The following is a 24,890-nucleotide window of genomic DNA, read 5'->3' as shown; positions in this document are numbered from 1 at the left end:
GGGCTCAGTTCCTCGTGATGACGAGCGTCACGTCGCCCAGGTGCAGCCCCAGCTTGCTCATCGCCGAGCGGTTCAGCACCGTGCGCTCGTCCATCAGGAACATCCAGTCGTCCAGCGCGACGTTCCAGACGCGGCCGTCCACCGGCAGCGCCAGCGTGTAGACGAAGCGGAAGGCGTTGCCGGCGGCTTCGCCCTGCGCTTCGCCGACGACGTCGTCGGCCGCGCCGGTGTAGCGGCCGCCGCCCAGCGACTTCAGCCGCCAGACGCGGCGCTGCGTCGTGCCGTCGCTGTACTGGAAGCGCTCGTCGAGCACGCCGTTGTCGCCGTCCCAGCGGCCGTTCATCGTCACGGTGAAGCGCTTGACGACGCGGCCCGAGCGGTCGGTGAACAGGCCCTTGGCGGTGAGGTCGCCGTTGAAGAAGGTGCGCAGGTCCAGCACGGGCTTCTCGGCGGCGTAGTCCTGCACGGCGGGGCCGGCGCAGCCGGCGAGCGCAAGCGCGGCCGTGGCGGCCAGCAGCGTGCGGCGGGTGAGGTGGTTCATTCGCGGTCCCTCCAGCGGGGGTTCAGGTGTTCTGCGCGCCACAGTGCGGCGGCGGCGGCCAGCTTCAGCGCGCAGGGCAGGCCGCCGTAGGTCCAGGCCAGCGCCTGCAGGCCGGCTTCGTCGCTGCCGCCGCTGCGGTAGCCCACGGCCGCCAGCAGCGGCAGCGCGAGCCCGGCGGCCAGCGCGAGGTTGAGCTTGGTGGCGCAGGCCCACCAGCCGAGGTAGGCGCCCTCGCCGCGGCGGCCGGCGCCGCCGTCGTGGATGACGCCGGTCAGCAGCGCGCCAGGCAGGGCCAGGTCAGCGCCCAGTGCCAGCCCACTGGCGATGCAGACGGCGGCGAACGCGGCGCCGTCACCCGCGCCCAGCCAGGGCGTCGCGGCGAAGGCCGCCACGCTGGCTGCCATGCCGGCCCGCCACGTCGGCGCCACGCCCCAGCGCGCGGCGGCGCGCACCCACAGCGGCAGGCCCAGCACGGCCGAGCCGAAATAGGCCAGCAGCAGCGGTGCCTGCCAGCCGGGCAATTGCAGCCGGTCGGCGAGGAAGAAGGGCAGCAGCGTGGCCGGCACGGCGCTGGCAATGCCGTTGAGCATGAAGACGGCCAGCAACTGGCGGAAGGCGGCATCGCGCCAGGGAGAGGCGAGCGCCGCGGCTTCGGGCGCCGGCGCGGTCTCAACGCCGCCGCTGCGCAGGCTCAGCAAGCCGATCAGCAGCAGCACGGCCAGCGCCGCGCTCGTCGCATTCCAGCCCAGCCACGCCGGCAACCCGCTCGCGAGCAGCACGCCGACCAGCGTGCCGGCCTCGCGCCAGCCGGCCACGCGGGCGCGCAGTTCCGGCCCGCCGCCCCAGCGCGTGCCCCAGCTCTGGTGGACGATGGCGACGGCGCTGTAGGCCAGCGTGCTCGCCAGCAGCGCGATGGCCAGCCACGGCAGCTCGGCGCCCGACGGCGGCCGCCACAACGCAGCGAATGCGAGGGCCAGCACGAGCGCGCCGAGCGCCGCCGCGCGCCAGGCCGCGTCGGCGCCGTGGCGGAACAGCCGGTCGGTCAGCCGGCCCAGCGCGGGGTCGACGACGGCGTCCAGCCCGCGCACGGCCAGCATCACGGCGCCCAGCGCCGGCAGCGACACGCCCAGCACCGACGCGTAGTGGTGCGGCAGGTTCACGTACAGCGGCAGCGACACGAAGGCCAGCGGCACGCCCAGCGACGCGTAGGCCAGGCCGGGGCGCCAGCCGAGCGTCGGTTGCGGGGCCGCGAGTGCCGTCATGGGATCAGCGCGCGGTCCCCAGCAGCGCGTCGCGCAGTGCCGGTGCCGAGGTCTGGCGGGCCAGCCAGATGCCGAAGAACAGCCGCGCGTAGTCGGCGTCCATCGTCTGCGCCGTGGGCCGGGCGTTGTAGAAGAAGCGCACGTCGCCCTGGCCGTCGTTGAGGCCCAGCAGCCGGTCGCCGGCGACGACGTCGGGGAAGGCCTGCTTCATCAGCGCCAGCCAGCGCTTGGACTGCGCGTCGTCGAAGGGGCCGACGCGGCGCATCTCGGCCACCGAGCGCTCGGCGATGGCCGCGCCTTCCAGCTTGCGGTCGTAGACCAGCTCCAGCGCGAACGGGCGGCGGGCGTAGTCGTCGGCGTCGAAGTCGGGCGCGGTCCACAGCCGCGCCTCGTAGACGCGCAGGCCGAAGAAGCGCAGCACGCCGGTGCCGCGCAGCCGCGCCTGCGGCAGGGCGGTTTGCAGTTCAGTGGGCAGGGGAAGGTCGGCGGCGAGGGCTGGAGTCATGGCGAGGGGGCAAAGGGCGGCCGCGACGGCGGTGCGGCGGTTCATGGTGCGGGCTTGCGCAGCGTGAACTGCATGACGTCGGTGCTGCCGGTGTCGAAGGCGGCTTCGCAGTAGGCCAGATAGAAGCCCCAGATGCGCTGGAAGCGGCGGTCGAAGCCCTGGCGCTGCACGGCGTCCAGCTTCGCCTCGAAGGCGTCGCGCCAGCGGCGCAGCGTCTCGGCGTAGTCGGCGCCGAAGGCCAGCCGGTTCTCGACGACGAAGCCGGCGCGGCGCGCCTCGGCCTCGAAGGCCGACGGGCTGGGCAGCAGGCCGCCGGGGAAGATGTACTGCTGGATGAAGTCGGTGGAGGTCAGGTAGCGCGGGAACAGGTCGTCGCGGATGGTGATGGTCTGGATGCAGGCGCGGCCGCCGGGCTTGAGGCAGGCGGCGAGCGTGTCGAAGTAGCCGCGCCAGTACTCATGGCCAACGGCCTCGAACATCTCGATGGAGACGATGGCGTCGAAGGGCTCGGCCGCGTGCTGCGCGGGCAGGTCGCGGTAGTCCTGGTAGCGCAGCTCCACCTGGGCGGCGAGGCCCGTGGCCTGCATGCGCTGCTGGCCCCAGGCGAGCTGCTCGGAAGACAGCGTCACGCCGGTCACGCGGGCGCCGAACTCGCGCGCTGCCAGCTCGGCCAGGCCACCCCAGCCGCAGCCGATCTCCAGCACGCGCGCGCCCGGCGCCGCGCCGGCCTCGCGCAGCGCGCGGCGGTACTTGGCGTCCTGCGCGGCGACGAGGTCGGCGCCGCTCAGCTCGCTGGCGTCGCGCCCCTCGAACCAGGCCGAGCTGTAGCTCATGCCGGGGTCCAGCCAGAGGCGGTAGAAGTCGTTGCCGAGGTCGTAGTGCGCGTGGATGTTGCGGGCGCTGCCGGCGCGGGAGTTGCGGCGCAGCAGGTGGCGCAGCCGGTAGCCCAGGCGGCCCCACCAGCTGCCGTAGATGACGCCCTCGATGTGCTCGCGGTTCAGCAGCACGAGGCGCATCAGCGCGGCGAGGTCGGGGCTGTCCCACTCGCCGGCGATGAAGCTCTCGGCGAAGCCGATGTCGCCGGACTTCAGCGTGCGGTCGAACAGCGCCCAGTCGTTCACGGTCAGCTGCGCGCGCGGGCCGTCGGCGTGGTCGGGCAGGCGCAGCTGCGTGCCGTCGGGCAGTCGCAGGTCCAGCTGGCCGACGGGCAGGCGCTCCAGCAGGCGCAGCACGCGGCGGGCCGCGGCGGGCCGGCGCGAGGAACGGGCGGTCGAGGAGAGTGCGGTGGTGGTGCTCATGCGGATCGGCTCACGGCCTGTTGCGGCGGCTCGGGTTTGCGGAAGAAGGGCACGCGCTTGACCCACAGGCGCAAGGCCTGCCAGTGGATGCGCAGCACGACGCCCAGCGTCATGAACGGCGTGCCGAAGAAGGCGCGGCGCACGGCGGCGGCCGTCATCGGTTCGAGGGCCCCGGCGACGCTGGTCTGCAGCAGCGGGCCGCCGGCGTCGTGCAGGTCGACGCGGGCCAGCGCATGCGCCGGCTGGCGCTCGAAGCGGAAGCGGTAGTCGCCGTCGACGCTGCAGAACGGCGACACGTGGAAGACCTTGCGCGCCGTCGCCTCCGCGCCCCAGGCCAGGTCGGGGCCGGCGAGTAGGTAGACGTGGCGTTCGCCGAAGGTGTTGTTGACCTCGGCCACCGCGGCCGCAAGCGTGCCGTCGGCGCGGTGGGCGTACCAGAAGCTGACGGGCTTGAACGCGTAGCCCAGCACGCGCGGGAAGGTCTGCAGCCAGACCTCGCCGTCGGCGTCGGTGATGCCTTCGCTGGCCAGCAGCTGCTCGAACCACGTGAGCGCGTCTTCGCCGCCGTCGCCATGGTCGCGGTCGTGGAAGCTCAGCCAGCCGCGGCGGTTGCGGTTCAGCGCCGGCCAGTCCTGCGTGCGCAGGCTGCGCAGCGGCAGCATCAGGAAGTAGCTGCGGTAGCGGAACTCGTGCACGACCGGCCGCAGGCGCCGGTGCCAGACGGCGCCGAAGCCGATGCAGGGGCTGTTCAGTGCCGTCACGCGGCCGTCCGTTCCTGTTGCGGCGCGAGGGCCTCGGCCTGCAGCACGCCTCCGGCCGCGGCGAAGCCGGCGCGCAGGCCGTCCTCGTGGAAACCGTAGCCGCACCAGGCGCCGCAGAACCAGGTGTGCTGGCGGCCCTGCAGCCCGCCGAGGCGCTGCTGGGCCTGGACGGCCGCGGCGTCGAACACCGGGTGGCTGTACTCGATGCGCTGGTGCACCAGCTCGTCGCGGATGGGCCGCGCCGGGTTCAGCGACACGAGGACCGGCTGCTGCCACGGCAGCGGCTGCAGCTGGTTGAGCCAGTAGTGCAGGCAGACCTGGGCCTGCTCCCTCGGTGCGTCGGCGCGTTCGTAGTTCCAGGCCGCCCAGGCGGCGCGGCGCTGCGGCATGACGGCGGCGTCGCGGTGCAGCACCGCCACGTTGGGCTGGTAGCGGATGGCGCCCAGCACGGCGCGTTCCTCGGGGCGGGCGCCGTCGCCCAGCAGCGCCAGCGCCTGGTCGCTGTGGCAGGCCAGCACGACGGCGTCGAACGACTCGGCGCCCTGGCGGGTCAGCACGCGCACGTGGTTGTCGGCGCGCTGCAGGCCCAGCACGGGCGTGTTCAGCCGCGCGTCCGGCAGCTTTGCGATGAGGCGCTTCACGTACTCGCGCGAACCGCCGCGCACGGTGTGCCACTGCGGCCGGTCCGTGACCTGGATGAGGCCGTGGTTGTGGCAGAAGCGGATCAGCGTGCCGATCGGGAAGCGCAGCATCTGGTCGGTGGGGCAGGACCAGATGCAGCCGATCATCGGCAGCAGGTAGTCGCGCCGGAAGCCGCTGCTGAAGCCGTGCGTGTCGAGGAAGTCGCCGATGGCGCCCTGCAGCGCGGCGTCGTCACCGCGCTGGGCCAGGTCGGTCGCCAGGCGGTTGAAGCGCAGGATCTCGCTCAGCATGCGCCAGAAGCCCGGGCGCAGCAGGTTGCTGCGCTGCGCGAACACCGTGTTCAGCGAGCTGCCGCTCCACTCCAGGCCGGCGCGGCCATCGGCGCGCGGCACCTGCACGGAGAACGACATGTCCGACGGGGCCGTGGCCACGCCCAGGTCCGCGAACAGCTGGATCAGCAGCGGGTAGGTGCGCTCGTTGAAGACGAGAAAGCCCGTGTCCACGCCATGCGTGACGCCGTCCAGCGTCAGGTCCACCGTGTTGGCATGCCCGCCGAAATACGCGCCGGCCTCGAACAGCGTTACCTGCCGCTCGCCCGGCGATGTGGCCAGCCGCCATGCCGCGGCGAGACCCGCCACCCCCGACCCGACCACTGCAACACGGCGCATGAAGACTCCTTTTGAACCAATCAGGTCAAAACGTGAACTGATGAGTTCAAACGATAACTCATGAGTCTGAAAATTGCACTATCGGGTTTTTGCGACAGCCTCGACGGTCTAGAATCCACCGCCATGGGAGCCCGTCCATCGATCCGAGACCAGTTGCAGCGCGTGCGGCAGGACGCCATCGTGGCCGCCGTCAACCGCCTGCTGGCCACCAAGGGCTACGACGCGATGACGGTGGACGAGGTGGCCGCCGACGCCGGCCTGGCCAAGGCCAGCCTGTACAAGCTGTTCCCGTCCAAGGAAGACCTGGCCGGTGCCGCGATGGTGGGCGTGCTGGATCGCGCGCTGGCCTTCGTCGACGAACTGCGCGCCCGCGCCGAGGCCGACCCGGCGGTGACGCCCGTCGACCAGCTCAAGGCCGTGACGCGCTGGGCCATGCAGACGCAGCTGCAGGGCGAGATGCCGTCGCTGCCGGCGCACAACTCCAACCTCAGCGCGTCGCTGCAGTCCAACGACGACTACATGGACCGGCTGCTGGCCCTCAGCAACCGGCTCAGCATCTGGATCACCGAGGCGCAGACCAGCGGCCAGTTGAGCGCCGCGCTGCCGCCGGAGCTGGTGCTCTACACGCTGTTCGCACGCGCCTGCGACCCTGTCGTGGCGTTGCTCAAGGACTCGGGCCAGTACACGCCCGAGCAGATCCTGGACTGGGTCTCGTCCACCACCTTCGACGGCCTGGCCGGCCGCGCGGGCTGACGCGGCGTCAGCGCTTCCTCGCCACCAGCGCGACGCCTGCCAGCACGAGCAAGCTGCCGGCGATGAAGCCGGCGTCGGGCCGCTCGCCCAGCAGCCCCACGCCCAGCAGCACGCCGAACAGCGGTGTCAGGAAGGCAAAGCTGCCCAGCTGTGCCGCGCGGTAGCGGCCCAGCAGCCAGCACCAGGCCAGGAAGCTGGCGAACGACACGACGAGGCTCTGGAAGCCCAGGTGCGCCCACACACGCATCGTCGACTCGAAATGCCACTGGCCTGTCAGCGCCGCCGCCGGCAGCAGCAGCGCGAAGGCGCCCAGCAGCTGGTACAGCAGCGTCTCGGTGGCCGGTGCGGCGGCCAGCCTGGAGCCGCGCAGCGTGATCGTCGTCGCGCCCCAGGCCATGCCGCCGCCCAGCGCCAGCAGGTCACCGACGAGCGCGCCGTGGCCTTCGCCCTGCTGCCCGCCGAGGAAGGCCAGCGCGATGCCCGCGAACGCGAGCGCCAGCCCTGCCCACTGCGGCGCGGCCAGCCGCTCGGCCGGCAGCCTCGCGTGCAGGCCCAGTGCGGCAAACAGCGGTGCCGTGTAGAGAAAGATGACGACGTGCGAGGCCTGTGTCAGCCGCAGCGCCTCGGCCACGAGCAGGTACTCCAGCCCGAACAGCGCGCCGGCCACGCAGCCCGGCCTCCAGCGCTCGCGCTGCGGCGCCTCGCCGCGGTGGTGCATCAGCAGCGCCAGCAAGGCCAGTGCGATGCCGGAGCGCAGCGCCACCATCAGCATGGGGCTGGCGTCACCCGTCACGGCCTTCAGTGAGACCTGCTGCAGACTCCAGACCCCGCACAGCAGCGCCATCAGGCCGCCGGCGCGGGCATCGACAGGAGCGGGAGAGGGGGAGGACATGCCGTTACTGTGAAGGCCTGTCTTCAAATCGAAAAGCTCATAATTCAACGAGCATTCATTCGCTTACCGAATCCATGAGGGATCTGCAGATCGACTGGCTGAAGTGCTTCGTCGCCACCGTCGACGCCGGCTCGCTGTCTGCCGCCGCAGCCGAGGTGCACCGCTCGCAGCCGGCCGTCAGCATGCAGATCAAGAAGCTGGAGCACGCCGTTGGCCACGCGCTGCTGCGCCGCGGCCCGCGCCTGCTGGAGCTGACGCACGAGGGCCGCACGCTGCTGGGCTACGCGCGCCGCATGCTGGACCTGCAGGCCGAGGCGCAGGCGGCGCTGCGGGCGGATGCGATCTCCGGCGTCGTACGCCTGGGCGTGCCGGACGACTACGCCAGCAAATACCTCACACCGGTGCTGAAGCGCTTCGCGCCGCGCCATGGCGGCGTAGAGATCCGGCTCGACTGCGAGCAATCCACCGCGCTGATCCCGCGCGTGCAGCGCGGCGAGCTGGACCTGGCGCTGGTCTCGCGCGACCACGCGCGCCGCGGCACGCTGCTGTTCCACGAGCCCATGGTCTGGGTGGGCTCGCCGCAGTTCGACGTGTGGGCGCGCGACCCGCTGCCCATCGCCGTCTACGAGGAGGCGAGCCTTGGCCGGCGCAGCGCGATCAACGCGCTGGCCCTGCAGGGCCGGCCGTACAAGGTGGTCTACAACAGCTCCAACCTCGCCGGCCAGATCGCTGCCGTCGAGAGCGGCCTGGCCATCGCCGCGCTGACGCAGTGCAGCGCGCCGCCTCACCTGCAGGTGCTGGGCCTGGAACACGGCCTGGGGCCGCTGGAGCCGATGCAGGTGGCCGTCTACCGCAGCCAGGCGTCCCGGGGCAACAAGGCGGTGGACAGCCTGCAGCAGATGCTGGTGCAGACGCTGCGGCAGGCGAACGCCTAGCCGTGCCAGCGCCTCGATGCCTGGCGCACAACCTCGGGCAGCAGGTGGTTCTCGTCCTCGATGCGGCGCAGCCAGGCCGCGTCGTTGCCGACGCCGTTGATCTCGCGGCGCAGGTATTGCAGCGCGGCCTCGGCGCGCAGGTCGCCGGCATGCGTGTCGAGCCTGCTCAGCACGCTGATGAGGTCGTCGCGCAGCACGCGGTGCTCGCCGGTCTCGGGGTCGACGAAGGTGCCGTCCAGCCCGAAGCGGCAGGCCTGGAAGCGGTTGAAGGTGTACGGCAGGTAGTCGTCCTCGCTGAGCGTGAACGGCTTCGCGACGGTGATCCAGCGCGCCAGGCACTGGATGAAGCCGGCGATGGCCGCCGCCTTCTCGATGGTCAGCGGCGTGTCCAGCACACGGACCTCGATGGTGCCGAACTCGGGCTTGGGACGGATGTCCCAGTAGAAGTCCTTCATGCCCGCGACGACGCCGGTGCGCGTCATCTTGGTGAAGTAGCGCTCGAACTCGCTCCAGGTCTGAACGAACGGCGCACGGCCCGACAGCGGGAAGGCGAACACCGAGTTCAGCCGCGCCGAGTCGAAGCCCGTGTCCTCGCCCTGCACGAACGGCGACGAGGCCGCGAGCGCGATCAGGTGCGGGATGAAGCGGCTCATGCCGTGCAGCAGCACCAGGGCCTCGTCGGCGCTCGGGCAACCGATGTGCACGTGCTGGCCGAAGATCGTGAACTGCTTGGACAGGTAGCCGTACAGCGACGACAGCTCGTGAAAGCGCGGCGTCTCGAAGATGCGCTGGCGCTTCCAGTGCTGGAAGGGGTGGGTGCCGCCGCCGCACAGGCTCACGTCCAGCCGCTCGGCGCAGTCCACCAGCGCATCGCGGATCTGGCCCAGCTCCGACAGCACCTGGTTGAAGCCTGTGCAGACGCCGGTCGACAGCTCGATCATGCTGCTGGTGATCTCCGGCGTGATGTTGCCGGGGATGCTGTGCTTCTTCACCAGTCGCAGCAGGTCGCCCGACACGGGCGCGAGGTCGTAGTCATCGTTGTTGACGATCTGCAGTTCCAGCTCCACGCCGAGCGTGAGCGGCTGCGATGTCGAGAAAACGCCGAGGCTCATGGGCCGACCTCCCTGTCCTTGTTGCGTGGCGCGCGTTTCGGCGTCGGTGGCAGCTCGCCCGCGAGCCTCAGCGCGAACTGCACGGCGATGGGGCCGGCCAGCTCCAGCACGGCGATGCTGGCCAGGATGATGGGCACGGCACCAGCTGCCAGCTCGGGTTCGGCGCGCATCAGCTCGCTGAGCATGACCAGGGCCGTAGCGGACAGCGGCGTCATCGTGATGGCCAGTGCCAGGCCTTGCCGCCAGCTGGCCTTGGCGGCAGGCGCGAGTGCGACGATGGCCACCGCCTTGGCGAGGAAGCGCGCCGCCAGCAGCGCCAGCGCCGCGAAGCCGCCGGCCACCAGCACCTTGGGCGACCAGGCCGAGCCGGCGATGACGAACAGCATCAGCACCAGCGCGCCGCCCGACGTGCCGAAGTGGCGCGGCCACACCCAGGGCCGCTCGCTGGTGTTGCGCAGCAGAAGGCCGGCCAGCAACGGCATCAGCAGCGTGGACACGCCGATGGAGCGCGCGGCCACGATGGCGAACGCCACGAGGCCGAACAGCAGCAGCGCCGCGCTCTCGTTGCGCAGGTCCAGCCGTCGTGCGGCGAGGAACACGGCGCCGGCCAGCAGCGCGGCCACGCCCAGCGTCGTCAGCAGCGACATGGCCAAGCCGGCCAGCGCCTGCGGCAGGCTGCCGCCGTCGTCCGCAGCCCACCAGGTGCGCATCAGCGTCAGCGCGACGACGGCGTACAGCGTGTTCAGCGCCGTCAGCAGCTGCGCACGCTGCGTGACCTGACCCTCGGCCCCCAGCTCCAGCGACACGCGGCCCGACACGGCGGCCGGCGCCGGCATCGCGAGGATGGCGCAGGCCACGGCCGTCTGCCAGCCGACGTCGAACCAGCGCAGCACGAAGGCCACGGCCAGGGCGCTCAGCAGCGACTCGGCCAGGCTCGTGGCGAGCAGGCCCGGGTTGCGGCGCAGCCAGCGCAGGTTCACGCGGCTGCCGATCTCGAACAGCAGCAGGCCCAGCGCCAGATCGGTCACCGTCTGCGCCGCGCCGTTGAGCGGCATGGCCACGCCGTGGCCGAAGGCGGCGGCGAAGCAGCCCGCCAGCGTGTAGCCGACGACGCGCGGCAGCCGCGTCGTCGCGGCAATGAATTCGCCAGCCAGCGCACCGGCCAGCAGCACGCCGACGATGAACATCAATTCGCTGGATGGTGTGACGGCCAGACCGGCCCACACCCTGGCGCCACTGTCGAGTGCAGTCATGCGCTCTCCCTTCTCAAGCTTGCTGCCCGAGACTAGATGCGACTTGTGACCAATCGTGTAGGCCAAGACGCCGAAATGCCGCACCGCGCCTCTCGGACAATGCGGGCCATGCAGCTACTCAGCGTCAACACCGCCCGCATCGAGCGCTTCGCGGCGACCAACGGCGAGAGCCTCGAATCGGCCATCCACAAGCGCACCCGGCCGGGCCGGGTCGCCGTCGGCCCGCTGGGGCTGGAGGGCGACGAGCAGGCCGACCCGCGCCATCACGGCGGCCCGGCCAAGGCCGTCTATGCCTACCCGCAGGAGCACTACGCCATCTGGTCCACGATGCGCCGCCAGGCCCAGGTCGATGGCGAGCTGCAGCCGGGCGGCCTCGGCGAGAACCTGACGATCACGGGCCTGCTCGAGACCCGCGTCTGGCAGGGCGACCTGCTGCGCTTCCCCGACTGCGAGTTCGTCGTCTCCGAGCCGCGCTACCCCTGCTTCAAGCTGAACGCGCACATGGGCTTCCAGCACGCCGTGAAGATGATGGCGCAGAGCGGCTACTGCGGCTTCTATCTGGCCGTGAAGCGCGAGGGAACGATCGCGGCGGGCGAGGCCTTCGAGCTGCTCCCCGGGCCGCGCGAGGTCGGCATCGCCGAGCTGTTCAAGGCGAAGATGCGCAAGCGCGTGTGACGCGCCGGATGGCGGCCAGGCTGCGCGTCACGTCGTCGTCGGTCGTCGCCCACGAGCTCACGCTGAGCCGCATCGCCGTCCGCCCCTGCCAGACCGTCGGGCCGGCCCACAGGCTGCCCTCCTGCTGCAGCGCTGCGATGACGCGCCGCGTCCGGTCGGCATCGCCGAAGCTCACCAGCACCTGGTTCAGCACCACGTCGTTCAGCACCTGGCAGCCTTCCTCGGCCGCCAGCGCGTCGGCGAAGTGGCGGGCATGGGCGCAGCAGCGTTCCACCAGCGCTGCCACGCCGCTGCGGCCCAGCGTGCGCAGCGCGGCCCACACGTCCACGCCGCGCGCGCGGCGCGACAGCTCGGGCGTGTAGTCCGATGGGTTGCGGAACTCGCTCTCGGTGGGCAGGTAGTCGGCCGAGATGGCCATCGCGGCGCGCAGCGGCTGGGCGTCGCGAACGAGGGCGATGCCGCTGTCGTAGGGCACGTTCAGCCATTTGTGCGCGTCGGTGGCCCAGGAGTCCGCCGCGGCCATGCCGCTCACCAGGCCCGCATGCGCCGGGCTGGCGGCCGCCCACAGGCCGAACGCGCCGTCCACATGCACCCAGGCGCCCTGCGCGTGGGCCGCGGCCACGAGCGGCTCGAAGGGGTCGAAGGCGCCGGTGTTCACGTTGCCGGCCTGGGTGCACAGGATGGTCGGGCCGCGCAGCGCCGGCAGCCGGTCCGCGCGCATGCGGCCCTGGCCGTCCACCGGCACGCGCACGACGCGGTTGCGCCCCAGGCCCAGCATGCCCAGCGATTTCAGCAGCGTGGGGTGGGCTTCCTCGCCGATGACCACGGTGATGGGGGGCGCGCCGAACAGGCCGTCGGCCTCCACGTTCCAGCCCTCGCGCCGCAGCAGCGCATGGCGGGCCGCGGCCAGCGCGGAGAAGTTGGCCATGGTGGCGCCCGTCACGAAGGCGCCGCCGGCCGTGGCGGGCAGCTGCAGCAACTCCAGCACCCAGCCCAGGGCCATGCTCTCGAACACGGCGACGCCGGGAGACGAGGCATGCAGCGCGGCGTTCTGGTCCCAGGCCGTCGTCAGCCAGTTGCTCGCGATGCTGACGGGCAGCGACGCGCCGATGACGAAGCCGAAGAAGCGCCCGCCGTTCATGGCCAGCGTCGCGGGCGAGCCCAGCTCGTCCAGCTCGCTCAGCGTCTGGGCCGCCGGCTGCGGGCCGTCGGGCAGCGGCACGCGCAGGCGCGCCAGCGCGGCCACGGCGGCATCGTCCGGCGCGACGCGGCGCTCGCCCATGCCCTCCAGGTAGCCGATGGCGCGCCGGGCGGCGTCTTCGAGTAGGTCCTTCATGGCGTGAGCCCTCCTCTTGCGGATGCCGGCGATTGTGGGCTGCATGCTTCAATGCAGCCCTCCTCAACACGGGTGACGACCTGCGCATGATGCGATCCGATGCCTGCCTGCCGGCGCTGCGCCGACGAACCCTGCTGATGGCCGGCCTGGCGCCAGGGCTGGTGCATGCCGGCCCGGTGCTGCAGGTTGGCCCGCGCCGCGCCGTCAAGTCGCTGGCGGCGGCGGCGCGCCAGGCCCGTGACGACATGGTCGTCGAGGTCGACGCGGGAGACTATGTCGGCGACGCCGCCGCCTGGCCGCAGCATGATCTGACCCTGCGCGCCGTGGGCGGCCGGGTTCGTGTCATCGCGGCCGGCGCGCATGTGCAGGGCAAGGGCCTGTTCGTGATGTCGGGCCGGCGCCAGCGCATCGAGGGCTTCGACTTCATCGGCTGCACGGTGCCCGACCGCAACGGCGCCGGCATCCGCCTGGAGGCCGGTTCGCTGACGCTGGTGGACTGCGGCTTCCGCGACAACGAGAACGGCCTGCTGACGGCCAATGACGACAGCATCGAGCTGGACATCGTCGACTGCGACTTCGGCCCCATCCCGCTGCGCAGCGGCCTCACGCACAACTGCTACGTCGGCGCCATCAAGCGGCTGGCCGTCACCGGCAGCTACTTCCACCACGGCCTGCTGGGCCACCTGCTGAAGAGCCGCGCGGCCGTCAACCACATCCTCTACAACCGCCTCACCGACGAGATCGGCGGCCGCGCGAGCTACGAGCTGGAGTTTCCCAACGGCGGCGTCGCCGTCGTCATGGGCAACCTCATCATGCAGAGCTCGACGACGGAGAACCCCCACGTCATCTCCTTCGGCGTGGAGGGCGCCAAGTGGCCGAAGCAGGCGCTCTATCTTGTCAACAACACGCTGGTGGACCAGAAGCCCAGTGGCGGCATCTGGCTGCGCGTGACGCCGCGGGACATCGACGTGGTGCTGGCCAACAACCTGCTCGTCGGCACCCCCCAGCTGGCCGCCGAAGGCCACTGGACGCGCCGCGCGAACTTCCAGGCCGAATGGGACGAGTTCGTGCGCGCCTCGCGCGACGACTTCCGGCTCAGGCCGGAGTCATCGTTGCGCGGCAAGGCCCAGGATGCCGGCGAGGCCGAGGGCGTGCGGCTCACGCCGACGCGCGAGTACCGGCATCCGCACACCAGCGTGGCCCTGACCGGGCCGGCCAGGCACCCGGGCGCCTTCCAGTCCTAGGCGGTCTCGGTGGCCCGGACCGTCGGGTAGTCCGTGTAGCCCTCGGCGCCGCCGCCGTAGAAGGTCTCCTTGCGCGGCGCGGCCCAAGGCAGGTCGTCGCGGATGCGCTCGACGAGGTCGGGGTTGGCGATGAACGGCCGGCCGATGGCCACCGCGTCGGCCCGGTTGCTGGCCACGGCGTCCAGCGCCATCGCGCGGTCGTAGCCGTTGTTGGCGATGTAGGGGCCGTTGAAGCGGCGGCGCAGCTCGGCGTAGTCGAACGGCGCGTTGTCGCGCGGGCCGCCGGTGGCGCCCTCGACGACTTCCAGGAAGGCCAGCTTCAGCGGCGCCAACTGCTCGGCGACGTGGTTGAACAGCGCCTGCGGGTTGCTGTCCTGGCCGATGTCGTTGCTGGGCGTGACCGGGCTCAGGCGCAGCGAGGTGCGGCCCGCGCCGATGGCACCGGCCACGGCCGTCATCACCTCAATCAGCAGCCGAGCGCGGTTCTCGATGCTGCCGCCGTACTCGTCGCTGCGGTCGTTCGCGCTGTCGCGCAGGAACTGGTCCAGCAGATAGCCGTTGGCGCTGTGGATCTCGACGCCGTCGAAGCCGGCTGCCATCGCGTTCTTCGCGGCCTGCACGTAGTCGGCGATCAGCTGCGGCAGCTCGTGCGTTTCCAGCGCGCGCGGCTCGGCGGTGGGCACCAGCTCGCCGTAGGCGGCGTAGGTCTTGGTCTTGGCCGCGCGGGTGGTGGACGACACGGGCCGCTGGCCGCCCGGCTGCAGGCTGTTCACCGAGATGCGGCCCACGTGCCAGAGCTGCACGACGATCTTGCCGCCTTCGGCGTGCACGGCGTCGGTCACCTGCTTCCAGGCGGCGATCTGCTCGGGCGTGTGGATGCCCGGCGTGTCGAAATAGCCCTGGCCGTCGGGGCGGATCTGGGTCGCTTCCGTGATGATCAGGCCGGCGCTGGCGCGTTGGCGGTAGTACTCGACGTGCAGCGCGTGGGGCGTCTGATCCGCCGCGCGGTTGCGCGTGAGCGGGGCCATGACGATGCGGTTGGCGAGCTGGATGTCGCCGAAGCGGACGGGGTCGAAGAGGGTGGTCATCGTGGGGAGATGGGGGCGGAATCGATGGCCGCAAGGCTAGCCGCCGCATCACTTTCCCCGGCCGAGCGGGGTTGATGGGGCTGTGTTACCGACCTCTTAGCGACAATCACCCCATGCTCGCCTACCGCCACGCCTTCCATGCCGGCAACCATGCCGACGTCCTCAAGCACCTCGTGCTGACCCGCGTGCTGCGCTACATGGGTGAGAAGGACAAGCCCTACACCCTCATCGACACCCACGCCGGCGCCGGCGGCTACTCGGTCGAGGGCCGCTACGCGCAGAAGAACGCCGAGTACGGCACCGGTGTCTCGCGCCTGTACGACGCCACCGACCTGCCCGCGCCGCTGGCCGACTACATGGACCTGGTGCGCGCCTTCAACCCCGACGGCCAGCTGCGCCAGTACCCCGGCTCGCCGGCCATCGCCAACATGCTGCTGCGCGAGACCGACCGGCTGCGCGTCTACGAGCTGCACTCCACCGACCACCGCATCCTGGCCAGCTACCTGGAGGGCCGCGCCAACACGCAGGTCAGCGACCGTGACGGCTTCAGCGCCATCAAGGCCGAGCTGCCGTCGCCCACACGCCGCGCCGCGCTGCTGATGGACCCGTCCTACGAGATCAAGACCGACTACGGCAAGGTGCTGGCCGCGCTGCGCGAGGCGCTGGAGCGCGCGGCCGACACGGTCGTCATGATCTGGTACCCGCAGCTGCAGCTGCTGGAATCGACCCAGCTCGCTCAGCGCCTGAAGGCCAGCGCCGACGCCGCCGCCAAGAAGGGCTGGCTGCATGTGCGCCTGACCGTCACGCAGGCCGACGAGAAGGGCTTCGGCATGATGGGCAGCGGCATGTTCATCGCCAACCCGCCGTTCACGCTGCACGACGAGCTGGCCGAGTGCCTGCCGCTGCTGGTGGAGCGCCTGGGCCAGTACGACGGCGCGAATTTCGTGCTGGAGCAGAAGGCCGCCTGAGCCGGAAGGACAATCGCCCCATGAGCACCCAAGACCTGACCGACGCCGAGTTCGCCGAACTCGACGAACTCCTCGCGGCGACGCCCGCGCCGCTGCAGCCGCTGGACGCCTCCATGCTGGACGGCTACCTCTGCGGCGTCATCGTGCAGCCGCGCCTGATCGACGTCGACGAGTGGCTGCCCAACATCTTCGACTACGACGGTGGCCTGCTGCCCGACACCGTGGACGCCGCCTGGCTGGATCGCCTGACCCAGCTCGTCGAGCGCCGCCACGCCGCGCTGAACAAGGGCCTGGTGGAAGACGGCTGGTTCGACCCCGTCATCCTGGAGGTCGACGAGGAGCAGACCCCCGAGCCGCTGCCCGAGGATGCGACCGACGAGGAGAAGTCCGCGCGCGCCAGCTACGACGCGCTGGGTCCGCTGTCGCGCTCGCTGATGCCCTGGGTCGCCGGCTTCCAGCACGCGGCGCTGTGCTTCCCCGAGCTGGCCGACATGCCCAACGACGACGTCGCCGCCGCGCTGGCCCGGCTGTACCGCCACCTGCCGGCCGAGACCGACGAGGAGAAGGAAGTCGTCGCGACGCTGAACCGCGAGTACCCGCTGAAGGACCTGGACGACGCCATCGAGGAACTGGTCGTCACGGTGGCGGACCTGGCCGACCTGACCGAAGCCGAGCGCTACCGCGTCGAGACCATCCGCCGCGACACGCCCAAGGTCGGTCGCAACGACCCGTGCCCGTGTGGCAGCGGTCGCAAGTACAAGCAGTGCCACGGTGCGAACTAATGACTTGCGGGACGGACCGCCGGCGCGCAGCGCCAAGCTCTGTCCCCCACTGACTTGAAACTCCAGCTTCTTTCAGACCTTCATCTCGAGACGGAGTCGTATCAGCCGGTGCCCGCCCCGGGCGCCGAACTGCTGATCCTGGCTGGCGACATCGACACGACGTGGCGCAGCTTCGAGCTGTTCCGCGGCTGGCCGGTGCCGGTGCTGTTCGTGCCCGGCAACCACGAGTTCGACGGTCGTGACGTGGACGAGGCGCGCGAGACGCTGCGGGCCTATGTGAATGCCATCGGTCTGCGCATGCTGGACGACGAGTCCGTCGTCATCGCCGACGCCGAGGGCCGGCGCGTGCGCTTCGTCGGCTGCACGCGCTGGTGCGACTTCGACGCCTTCGGCCCCTCGGGCCGCGACCGCGCGATGCGGGCCGGCGGCTACTTCCAGAAGGTCATGCAGGCCACGCGCGACGGCGAGGTCTTCGGTGTCGACGCCGTGCGCGCGCTGGCGCTGGAAAGCCGCGCCTGGCTGGCCAACGAGCTCGCGCGCACCGGCGACTGGGACGCGACGGTCGCCATCACTCACTTCGCCCCCAGCCTGAAGAGCGCCGACCCGCGCTACGGCCGCCAGCCCGGCACGGCCAGCTTCTGCAACGACGACGAGGATCTGATGCCTGGCGCGCAGCTCTGGCTGCACGGCCACCTGCACTGCCGACAGGACTACCGGCTCGGCGACACCCGCGTCGTCGCCAACGCGCGCGGCCACTTCCGCAAGGGCGAGGCCGATGGCTTCGACGGTCAGCGCGTCGTCGAGGTGTTCGGCACGCCGTGAATCACGGTATTTGCGGGCCGGGCGCCGGGCCTGCCATGGGCCAGAGGCCCATGGCCTTCCGTAGGCACAAGCAGTCCGCAGGGACTGCTTGTGTCCGACTCCAGTTCACCAAGCCGGCCCGTCTGGCGATGTGCGAGCGGCTCAATGCCGTGAGCATCGCCGTCCCTTGGGGGATCGGCCAAGGTACTCCTTGGACGAGGGGCGTCAGATCTTTTGCGGCTTGATCCGCAACGCCCACATCACGCCCGCCACCAGCAGCACGACGCCCGCGATCGTCGCCGGCGGTGGCATGCGCTGGTTCCACGTGAAGGCGTAGGCCAGCGCGGCCAGTGTCTCGAAGACGATGAGCTGGCCTGACAGGGACGTCGGCAGCCGCTGGCTGGCCTCGTTCCAGCACAGCGTGCCCAGCCACGATGCGAACAGGCCCACGGCGGCCATCAGGCCCACGAAGGCCCACGGCTTCTCGCCGAGCGGGAAGGCGTAGCCGACCGGGATGAGCGTGCCCGGCGCGGCGAGGTGGAGGGCGGCCAGCAGCACCGCGCCGATCAGCGCCATCGGCAGCGTGACCAGGCCCTGCGCCGTGGCCCACGCGCGCGGCGAGCGGTCGGCGTGGGCCCGCAGCCAGTCGGCGTTGCGGATGGGGTACCAGGTCCAGCAGGCCACGGCGAAGAAGGCCAGCAGCGCCCCCTCGGCGTAGCGGCGCGGGTCGCCGGCCTCGGCCTGCAGCGCGTGCAGCTCGTCGCGGTTGACGAGGGCCAGGCCGGCCGCGATCAAGCCCAGCGACGGCGCCAGCTTCGCCCACGGCAGCTGGCCGTCGCGCACGCGGTTGCGGTGGTTGGCGCAGACGGCAATGACCACCGGCAGCGTGCCGATGATCATGGTCGGCAGCGGCGCGCCGGCGCGCTGGATGGCGGCCGACAGGCACAGGTAGTACAGGAAGTTGCCGACCAGGCTGAGCTTGGCTGCCTCCCACCAGTCGCTGGGGGCCAGCTCGCGCAGCGCGCGGCGGTCCAGCAGCAGCGCCAGCGGCAGCGCCACCAGCCCGAAAGCCAGGTAGCGGCCCACGGTCAACAGCGCCGGCGCATAGCCCGGCAGCATCACGGGCGCGACGAACACCAGCCCCCACATCAACCCCGCGGCGAGGGCGAACAGCAATCCCAACAGCATGGCGTGCATCTTCCACCAAAGCCGGGGCTGCACCCCTGGGCAGGCGACATGAGGCTCTGCTAGCCTCGCTGGCGCCATGCGCAGCACCTTCGCCCTGAGCCTCGCCCTCGCCGCCTGCAGCGCCCAGGCCGGGCGCCCGCTGCAGTCCGAGGACGCGCCCGTGATCGACGAGCACGCCTGCGAGGTCGAGGGCGCCTACACCGACTGGCGCACCGGCGGCGACGACACGCCGCAGACCTATCTGCAGCTGGCCTGCGGCGTGAGTGCGCGGACCGAGCTCGGGCTGCAGGTGCTCAAGCCGCGCGAGATCGGCATCGCCGGCAAGACGCGGCTGCTGGCCGCGCCCTGGCGCGACGGCGAGGCCGCGCTGTCGCTGGCCTGGGGCCTGGCGCACCACCATGTCGATGTGGGCTGGCGACGCAGCAGCGTGGTGCTCAACCTGGCGGCCACGCTGCCGGTCTCGCGAGACTGGTTGATGCACCTGATGCTGGGCCACCAGCGCGACGATGTGCACGGGCAGCGCAGCACGAACTGGGCCGTGGCCGCCGAGCACAACGGCCTGGGCGACGAGGGCCGCTGGCAGCCCATGGCCGAGGTCTTCGGCGACGACCATGGCCGGCCCTGGCTGAACGGGGCGCTGCGCGTCGCGCTGGTGCCGGAGCGGGTCTTCGTCGATGCCTCGCTGGGCCGTCGCCTGGGCGGCGGCCGTGCCCACCTGATGACGGCGGGCTTCAAGGTCGCGTTCTGAGCGCGATTCAGCGCGCGTCGAACCAGGCCGCCACCGCTGCGCGTTCGTCGGGCGTGTAGTGCAGGCCCAGCTTGCTGCGCCGCCACAGCACGTCCTCGGCGCTGCAGGCCCATTCCTTGTCCCGCAGATGCTGCAGCTCGGCCTCGAACAGGCCGGGCGCGATCTCGCGCCCCGGCGACGCGAGCAGCCCGGCCGTGGCACTGCCGTAGGCGTGGGCCATGCGCGCGACGACGGCCGGCGAGCGGCCGGCATGGCGCGCCTGCAGCTCGGCCGTGAAGGCGGCCATGTCCACGCCATGCCGGCCGAGGTCGCCGCCGGGCAGGTGGGTGCCGGCCGTCCACGGCTGGCCGGCCTTGCCCAGCAGCTCGCCCAGCTGCGTCGCGCCGTCCTCGGCGAGCTTGCGGTAGGTCGTCAGCTTGCCGCCCCAGACGTTGAGCAGCGGCGCGCCGCCTTCGCCCGAACCTGCGTCGGCCTCCAGCAGGTAGTCGCGCGTGACCGACGACGCCGAGCCGCCTTCGTCCAGCAGCGGGCGCACGCCGGCGTAGGTCCACAGCACGTCCGCGGGCGCCACCGGGCGGGCCAGGTAGCGGCTGGCTTGCTCGCACAGGTAGTCCACCTCGGCGGCCTCGATGGCAGCGCGCGCTGGTGGCTCCTCGTGCTCGGGCAGCTCCACGTCGGTCGTGCCGATCAGCGTGAAGCGCTCCTGGTAGGGGATGGCGAAGATGATGCGGCCGTCGGGGTTCTGGAAGATGTAGGCGTGGTCGTGCGTGAAGCGCTGGTCCACGACGATGTGGCTGCCCTTCACGAGCCGCAGGCCGCGCGCGGGCAGCGGCCTGCCGTTGGCGCCCTGCGTGTGGTCGCGCAGGAAGCGCTCGGCCCACGGGCCAGCCGCGTTGACGAGGGCGCGGCTGCGCAGGCGGCGGCCGTTGCCGAGCGTGATCTGCCAGTCGTCCGCGCCACGCTGCGCCTGCGTGACGGCGCAGCGCGTCAGCACCTCGGCGCCGCGGGCCTGGGCGTCCAGCGCGTTCAGCACGACGAGGCGGGCGTCGTCCACCCAGCCGTCGGAGTAGACGAAGCCGCGTGTGAACTCAGGTTTGAGCGGCGCGCCGTACACGCCGCCGGCGAGGCGCAGGCCGTGCGAGCCGGGCAGCAGCTCGCGCCTGGCGAGGTGGTCGTACAGGAACAGCCCGATGCGGATCATCCAGGCCGGCCGCAGGTGCGGTGCGTGCGGCAGCACGAAGCGCAGCGGCCGGATCAGGTGCGGCGCGCTGCGCAGCAGCACCTCGCGTTCCTGTAGCGCCTTGCGGACCAGCGAGAACTCGTAGGTCTCCAGGTAGCGCAGCCCGCCATGCACGAGCTTCGTCGATGCCGACGACGTGTGCGAGGCGAGATCCTCACGCTCGGCCAGCAGCACGCGCCAGCCGCGCCCGGCCAGGTCGCGCGCCAGGCCCGTGCCGTTGATGCCACCCCCCACCACCACGACGTCAAAATCGTCAGCCATGCACTCACTCTAAGGGACAAGCGATGGAAGCACTGCTGGCGCTGGACCAGGGCACGTCCAGCTCGCGCGCGATGGTCTTCGGCCGGGACGGCCGGCTGCTGGCCGTCGCGCAGCGCGAGCTGACACAGCACTTCCCGCAGCCGGGCTGGGTCGAGCACGACGCCAACGAGATCTGGGAAGGGCAGATCGCCTGCGCGCGGGAAGCCGTGGCCAAGACGGGTGTGAAGGTCGCGGCCATCGGCATCACCAACCAGCGCGAGACCGTCGTGCTGTGGGACCGCAAGACGGGCGAGCCGATCCACAAGGCACTCGTCTGGCAGGACCGGCGTACGGCCGCGTTCTGCGAGGACCTGAAGCGCCAAGGCCTGGAGCCGCGCGTGCGCGAGCTGACCGGCCTTGTGCTGGACCCGTATTTCTCGGCCACCAAGCTGCGCTGGCTGCTCGACCAGGTGCCCGGCGCCCGTGCACGTGCCGAGCGCGGCGAACTGGCCTTCGGCACCGTGGACAGCTGGCTGCTGTGGAAGCTCACGGGCGGCAAGGTTCACGCGACCGACGCCAGCAACGCGTCGCGCACGCTGTTGTTCGACATCCACCGCGGCGACTGGAGCGAGGAGCTGCTGTCGCTGTTCGGCATCCCGCGCGCGCTGCTGCCAGAGGTGCGGCCGTCGGCGGGCATGTACGGTCAGGCGGCTGAATTCGGCGTGCCCATCTCCGGCATCGCGGGCGACCAGCAGGCCGCCCTCTTCGGCCAGGCGGCACTGCAGCCCGGCCAGGCCAAGAACACCTACGGCACCGGCTGCTTCCTGCTGATGCACACGGGCACGCAGGCGCGCACGTCCACGCAAGGCCTGCTAACGACGCGCGCCGCGCAGCTGGACGCGACGCCGCAGTACGCGCTGGAAGGCAGCGTCTTCGTCGGCGGCGCCGTCGTGCAGTGGCTGCGTGACGGCCTGCATGCGATCGGCGCCAGCAGCGAGGTGCAGGCGCTGGCGCTCAGCGTGCCGGATGCCGGCGGCGTCATGTTCGTGCCGGCCTTCGCCGGCCTCGGCGCGCCCTACTGGCGGGCCGACGCGCGCGGCGCGCTGCTGGGCCTGACGCGTGGCACCACGCAGGCCCACATCGCCCGTGCCGCGCTGGAGAGCATCGCCTTCCAGAGCGCGGCGGTGCTGTCGGCGATGAATGCCGACGTGGGTGCCGCCGAGCGGCTGACGGCGCTGCCAAGTTCGGGAGTTGCGCAGCTCAAGGAGCTGCGCGTCGACGGCGGCGCGTCGGCCAACGACCTGCTGATGCAGTTCCAGGCCGACCTGCTGGGTATCCCGGTGCTGCGCCCGAAGGTCATCGAGACGACGGCCCTTGGCGCGGCGCTGCTGGCCGGCATCGGCGCGGGCGTCTACGCGTCGGCGGACGAGATCGGGGCCATCTGGCAACTGGACCGTGCCTTCGAGCCGTGCATGTCGCGTGATGAAGCCGCTGCGCGGCTGGCGCAGTGGGACAAGGCGGTGCGGCAGGTGCTGGCCGCGTGAGGCTTCATGACGTCCCGCAGGCGCAGCAGGCATCAGAAACGGCGACCCGCGAGTGCGATCGCAGTGGGCGATCCGCTGCAAGATTGCCTGGTCGTGATCGAACACGAAGGCGCTGTACTCGCGAGGGTCGCGCCACGTGATGCGTTGGACGAGATAGCGAGCGACGAGTGAAACGCTGCGCTTATCGAATGAATACAGACGGGACGAATTGATGCGAAAGACACTGATGGGACTGGGCGCCGCGCTGTGCCTGCAAGGGGCCATGGCCCAGGAGGTCGCCCACGTGGCCGCCGAGCCGGCCGGCCTGAAGCCGTGGTCAGCGAACGTGAACGGCCGCGTTGCCAAGCAGCCCGACGGCTCCCTGCTGCGCCAATGGCCCGGCACCTACTTCGAGACCGGCTTCAACGGCGACGAGGTCTACTTCCGCGTCGGCCCGGGCGACGTCAGCCTGCGCCTGAGCGTCGACGGCGAAGCCGCAATTCCTTTGGTCAAGCCGGCGCCCGGCCTCTACCGCGTCTCCCACTTCAAGCGCAGCGGCACCCACCGCCTGCGGGTCGCGGTCGCCAGCGAAAGCCAGAGCGGGCCGACGGCGTTCGGAGGTTTCTTCGCCGCGGCGGGCACCGAGCCCGTGGCGTTGCCGGGCCGCAGCCGACAGATCGAGTTCATCGGCGATTCGCATACGGTCGGCTACGGCAACACCTCCACTGTCCGGCAATGCACGCCCGCCGAGGTCTGGGCCACCACCGACACGTCGCAGGGCGTCGGCGCCCTCGTCGCGGCGCATTACGACGCCGACTACCAGGTCAACGCCATTTCCGGCCGCGGCGTCGTGCGCAACTACGACGGCTTCGCGGCCGACACGCTGCCGCAGGCCTATCCCTTCGCGCTGTTCGACAGGAGCCAGCCCGCCGACCCTCCGGGGTGGGGGCCGCAGGTCATCGCCGTCAGTCTGGGCACCAACGACTTTTCGACGCCGCTGCGTGCCGGCGAGCCCTGGGCCACGCGGGAGCAGCTGCGCGAGGCCTATGAAGCCGCCTTCGTCCGCTTCGCCGAACAACTGCACCGCCGCCACCCTGGCGCCTACATCGTGTTGTGGATCGCGGCGCCCGATGGCTCGGAGGTGCAGACCGAGGTGGCGCGCGTGGTGGAGCAGGCCCGGCGCTCGGGCATCGCGCGCATCGGCTTCGTGCCGGTACCCGGGCTGGGCATGGCCGGCTGCGACTGGCATCCCAGCGTCGCGGACGACCGCCGGATCGCCGATGCACTCGCGCGGCATCTCGACGGGCAGCAGAACATCTGGCCCGCGGGCCGCCACTGAAGCGGATCAATCGCCGCAAGTGGATGCCGCGGCGGCGCGCTGGGCGGCGCCTGCTGGCCGGTTACTGGCCGATCAGCGCCTCGCCCTCGCTGCTGCTTTCCTGCGCGAGGAAGACGATCAGCACGATGGTGCCGATCAGCGGGATCAGGGCGATGAGCTGCCACCAGCCGCTGCGGCCGGTGTCGTGCAGGCGGCGCGCGGCGGCCGCGAGCTGGGGCACCAGCGTACCCAGGGCGAAGGCGATGTAGAGCCAGTGGCTGACCAGCGACGTCACCACGCAGCCGAGGAACACGAATAGCGCGAACCACCAGTACTCCGGGCGGCTGGCGCGGCCCGAGAAGTCGGCGTACTTGTTGAAGCAGGTCTTGATCGATTCCTGGAAGTTCACGGGCTCTCCCTCGAGCGGTTGGTTGGCGTGGTGGGTCGGCCGGGATGCTAGGGCGTCACCGCCCAGGTCGCACCCCTAGAAACCCAGACTCTCGCCCGCGCCCGCCAGCGTCGCCACGCCCAGCGCCGCAAAGATGGCGGCCGCGATGCCGTGCACCAGCTTGACCGGCAGCTTCTGCGCCAGCTTGCCGCCCACCAGCACGGCCGGCACGTTCGCCAACATCATGCCGGCCGTCGTGCCGGAGACGACGCCGATGAAGTCCGCCGGGAAGCGGGCTGCCAGCGCGACGGTCGCGATCTGGGTCTTGTCGCCCATCTCGGCGAGGAAGAAGGCGATGACCGTCGTCACGAACACGCCGTGTCCGGGCTTGGGCGCGTCGTCCTCGTCGAGCTTGTCGGGCACCAGCATCCAGGCCGCCATCGCGAGGAAGGACAGGCCCAGCACCCAGCGCAGCGCCACCGGCCCGATGAAGTGGGTCAGCCAGCCGCCGATGGCCCCGGCCAGGGCGTGGTTGAAGATGGTCGCGACGAAGATGCCCAGCACGATGGGCCCCGGCCGCTTGAAGCGGGCCGCGAGCATGAAGGCGAGGAGCTGGGTCTTGTCGCCGATTTCGGCGAGGGCCACCAGACCGGTGGCGATGAGGAAGGCTTGCATCGGCGGCATTGTCCGGGCTGCTGCTGACATGAGCTGGCAGGCGGCCCGCGCAGC

At 71.4% G+C, this 24,890-nt stretch carries 25 protein-coding genes; 10 read left to right on the top strand and 15 right to left on the bottom strand.

Annotated features, from left to right (window positions below; all coding sequences use genetic code 11):
* Positions 1–4 precede the first annotated feature (4 nt).
* The 6 genes from ACG04R_RS01880 to ACG04R_RS01855 are packed head-to-tail and all read right to left on the bottom strand — an operon-like array spanning position 5 to position 5,677.
* Positions 5–541, bottom strand: a complete 537-nt coding sequence (locus ACG04R_RS01880) for a DUF3833 domain-containing protein (protein WP_394405981.1) — start codon at positions 539–541, stop codon at positions 5–7.
* Complete coding sequence (locus tag ACG04R_RS01875; RefSeq protein WP_394405978.1) at positions 538–1,803, bottom strand: MFS transporter; 1,266 nt, start codon at positions 1,801–1,803, stop codon at positions 538–540. Before ACG04R_RS01875 ends, ACG04R_RS01880 begins: the two co-directional genes overlap by 4 nt.
* Positions 1,804–1,807: 4 nt before the next feature.
* Positions 1,808–2,308: a chalcone isomerase family protein gene (locus ACG04R_RS01870; RefSeq protein ID WP_394405977.1), complete on the bottom strand. Its 501-nt coding sequence runs from the start codon at positions 2,306–2,308 to the stop codon at positions 1,808–1,810.
* A 41-nt stretch (positions 2,309–2,349) separates the two neighbouring features.
* Positions 2,350–3,606 (bottom strand): class I SAM-dependent methyltransferase, encoded by a 1,257-nt coding sequence (locus ACG04R_RS01865; protein ID WP_394405976.1) that lies wholly within the window; start codon positions 3,604–3,606, stop codon positions 2,350–2,352.
* A complete protein-coding gene (locus tag ACG04R_RS01860; RefSeq protein WP_394406486.1) occupies positions 3,603–4,358 on the bottom strand; it encodes a DUF1365 domain-containing protein in 756 nt (251 codons plus the stop codon). Before ACG04R_RS01860 ends, ACG04R_RS01865 begins: the two co-directional genes overlap by 4 nt.
* A gap of 5 nt (positions 4,359–4,363) precedes the next feature.
* Positions 4,364–5,677: an NAD(P)/FAD-dependent oxidoreductase gene (locus ACG04R_RS01855; RefSeq protein ID WP_394405975.1), complete on the bottom strand. Its 1,314-nt coding sequence runs from the start codon at positions 5,675–5,677 to the stop codon at positions 4,364–4,366.
* Positions 5,678–5,800: 123 nt separating this feature from the next.
* Here ACG04R_RS01855 and ACG04R_RS01850 point away from each other — a divergent pair, with 123 nt between their 5' ends.
* Positions 5,801–6,430 (top strand): TetR/AcrR family transcriptional regulator, encoded by a 630-nt coding sequence (locus tag ACG04R_RS01850; RefSeq protein ID WP_394405974.1) that lies wholly within the window; start codon positions 5,801–5,803, stop codon positions 6,428–6,430.
* Between the two features lie 7 nt (positions 6,431–6,437).
* Here the strand turns inward: ACG04R_RS01850 and ACG04R_RS01845 are convergent, their stop codons facing one another.
* Positions 6,438–7,322: a DMT family transporter gene (locus tag ACG04R_RS01845; RefSeq protein WP_394405972.1), complete on the bottom strand. Its 885-nt coding sequence runs from the start codon at positions 7,320–7,322 to the stop codon at positions 6,438–6,440.
* Between the two features lie 74 nt (positions 7,323–7,396).
* Here ACG04R_RS01845 and ACG04R_RS01840 point away from each other — a divergent pair, with 74 nt between their 5' ends.
* Entirely contained in the window at positions 7,397–8,257 is an 861-nt protein-coding gene (locus ACG04R_RS01840) for a LysR family transcriptional regulator (RefSeq protein WP_394405971.1), read from the top strand.
* On the opposite strand, the gene ACG04R_RS01835 is transcribed toward ACG04R_RS01840, so the two are convergent.
* Both ACG04R_RS01835 and ACG04R_RS01830 read right to left on the bottom strand, forming a co-directional pair.
* The gene (locus tag ACG04R_RS01835; protein ID WP_394405970.1) at positions 8,254–9,369 is read right to left on the bottom strand and encodes a YbdK family carboxylate-amine ligase; all 1,116 of its coding nucleotides are present in this window, start codon (positions 9,367–9,369) and stop codon (positions 8,254–8,256) included. The two genes, ACG04R_RS01840 and ACG04R_RS01835, sit on opposite strands and share 4 nt — an antisense overlap.
* Complete coding sequence (locus ACG04R_RS01830) at positions 9,366–10,622, bottom strand: cation:proton antiporter (RefSeq protein WP_394405969.1); 1,257 nt, start codon at positions 10,620–10,622, stop codon at positions 9,366–9,368. The genes ACG04R_RS01835 and ACG04R_RS01830 overlap by 4 nt, the downstream gene beginning before the upstream one ends.
* 108 nt (positions 10,623–10,730) lie before the next feature.
* Here ACG04R_RS01830 and ACG04R_RS01825 point away from each other — a divergent pair, with 108 nt between their 5' ends.
* Entirely contained in the window at positions 10,731–11,297 is a 567-nt protein-coding gene (locus ACG04R_RS01825) for an MOSC domain-containing protein (RefSeq protein ID WP_394405968.1), read from the top strand.
* Here the strand turns inward: ACG04R_RS01825 and ACG04R_RS01820 are convergent.
* Positions 11,269–12,633, bottom strand: a complete 1,365-nt coding sequence (locus tag ACG04R_RS01820; protein WP_394405967.1) for a pyridoxal phosphate-dependent decarboxylase family protein — start codon at positions 12,631–12,633, stop codon at positions 11,269–11,271. The two genes, ACG04R_RS01825 and ACG04R_RS01820, sit on opposite strands and share 29 nt — an antisense overlap.
* 86 nt (positions 12,634–12,719) lie before the next feature.
* Here ACG04R_RS01820 and ACG04R_RS01815 point away from each other — a divergent pair, with 86 nt between their 5' ends.
* Entirely contained in the window at positions 12,720–13,877 is a 1,158-nt protein-coding gene (locus ACG04R_RS01815) for a hypothetical protein (RefSeq protein ID WP_394405965.1), read from the top strand.
* On the opposite strand, the gene ACG04R_RS01810 is transcribed toward ACG04R_RS01815, so the two are convergent.
* Complete coding sequence (locus ACG04R_RS01810; protein WP_394405964.1) at positions 13,874–14,965, bottom strand: alkene reductase; 1,092 nt, start codon at positions 14,963–14,965, stop codon at positions 13,874–13,876. The genes ACG04R_RS01815 and ACG04R_RS01810 overlap by 4 nt on opposite strands.
* A gap of 113 nt (positions 14,966–15,078) precedes the next feature.
* Here ACG04R_RS01810 and ACG04R_RS01805 point away from each other — a divergent pair, with 113 nt between their 5' ends.
* Genes ACG04R_RS01805 through ACG04R_RS01795 form a run of 3 tightly spaced genes read left to right on the top strand, consistent with a single transcriptional unit; the run spans position 15,079 to position 17,537 of the window.
* Entirely contained in the window at positions 15,079–15,933 is an 855-nt protein-coding gene (locus ACG04R_RS01805) for a 23S rRNA (adenine(2030)-N(6))-methyltransferase RlmJ (RefSeq protein ID WP_394405963.1), read from the top strand.
* 20 nt (positions 15,934–15,953) lie between these two features.
* Entirely contained in the window at positions 15,954–16,715 is a 762-nt protein-coding gene (locus tag ACG04R_RS01800; RefSeq protein ID WP_394405962.1) for a UPF0149 family protein, read from the top strand.
* 54 nt (positions 16,716–16,769) lie between these two features.
* A complete protein-coding gene (locus ACG04R_RS01795; RefSeq protein WP_394405961.1) occupies positions 16,770–17,537 on the top strand; it encodes a metallophosphoesterase in 768 nt (255 codons plus the stop codon).
* 204 nt (positions 17,538–17,741) lie between these two features.
* Here the strand turns inward: ACG04R_RS01795 and ACG04R_RS01790 are convergent, their stop codons facing one another.
* The gene (locus ACG04R_RS01790; protein WP_394405959.1) at positions 17,742–18,704 is read right to left on the bottom strand and encodes a DMT family transporter; all 963 of its coding nucleotides are present in this window, start codon (positions 18,702–18,704) and stop codon (positions 17,742–17,744) included.
* A gap of 76 nt (positions 18,705–18,780) precedes the next feature.
* On the opposite strand from ACG04R_RS01790, the gene ACG04R_RS01785 reads away from it, so the two are divergent.
* On the top strand, positions 18,781–19,452 hold the full coding sequence (locus tag ACG04R_RS01785) for a hypothetical protein (protein WP_394405958.1): 672 nt from the start codon (positions 18,781–18,783) through the stop codon (positions 19,450–19,452).
* 7 nt (positions 19,453–19,459) lie between these two features.
* On the opposite strand, the gene glpD is transcribed toward ACG04R_RS01785, so the two are convergent.
* A complete protein-coding gene (gene glpD / locus ACG04R_RS01780) occupies positions 19,460–20,953 on the bottom strand; it encodes a glycerol-3-phosphate dehydrogenase (protein WP_394405956.1) in 1,494 nt (497 codons plus the stop codon).
* Positions 20,954–20,976: 23 nt separating this feature from the next.
* Between glpD and glpK the strand changes: the two genes are divergently transcribed.
* Both glpK and ACG04R_RS01770 read left to right on the top strand, forming a co-directional pair.
* The gene (gene glpK / locus ACG04R_RS01775; RefSeq protein ID WP_394405955.1) at positions 20,977–22,476 is read left to right on the top strand and encodes a glycerol kinase GlpK; all 1,500 of its coding nucleotides are present in this window, start codon (positions 20,977–20,979) and stop codon (positions 22,474–22,476) included.
* Between the two features lie 211 nt (positions 22,477–22,687).
* On the top strand, positions 22,688–23,794 hold the full coding sequence (locus ACG04R_RS01770; protein ID WP_394405954.1) for an SGNH/GDSL hydrolase family protein: 1,107 nt from the start codon (positions 22,688–22,690) through the stop codon (positions 23,792–23,794).
* A 61-nt stretch (positions 23,795–23,855) separates the two neighbouring features.
* Here the strand turns inward: ACG04R_RS01770 and ACG04R_RS01765 are convergent, their stop codons facing one another.
* A complete protein-coding gene (locus ACG04R_RS01765) occupies positions 23,856–24,182 on the bottom strand; it encodes a DUF805 domain-containing protein (RefSeq protein WP_394405953.1) in 327 nt (108 codons plus the stop codon).
* Positions 24,183–24,257: 75 nt separating this feature from the next.
* Entirely contained in the window at positions 24,258–24,836 is a 579-nt protein-coding gene (locus ACG04R_RS01760) for a TMEM165/GDT1 family protein (protein WP_394405952.1), read from the bottom strand.
* Positions 24,837–24,890: the final 54 nt, after the last annotated feature.

Origin of the sequence: Pelomonas candidula (genome assembly GCF_043555985.1) — a bacterium.
Classification (GTDB): Bacteria; Pseudomonadota; Gammaproteobacteria; order Burkholderiales; family Burkholderiaceae_C; genus Pelomonas; species Pelomonas candidula.
This window is presented reverse-complemented; position numbering and strand designations above follow the sequence as displayed.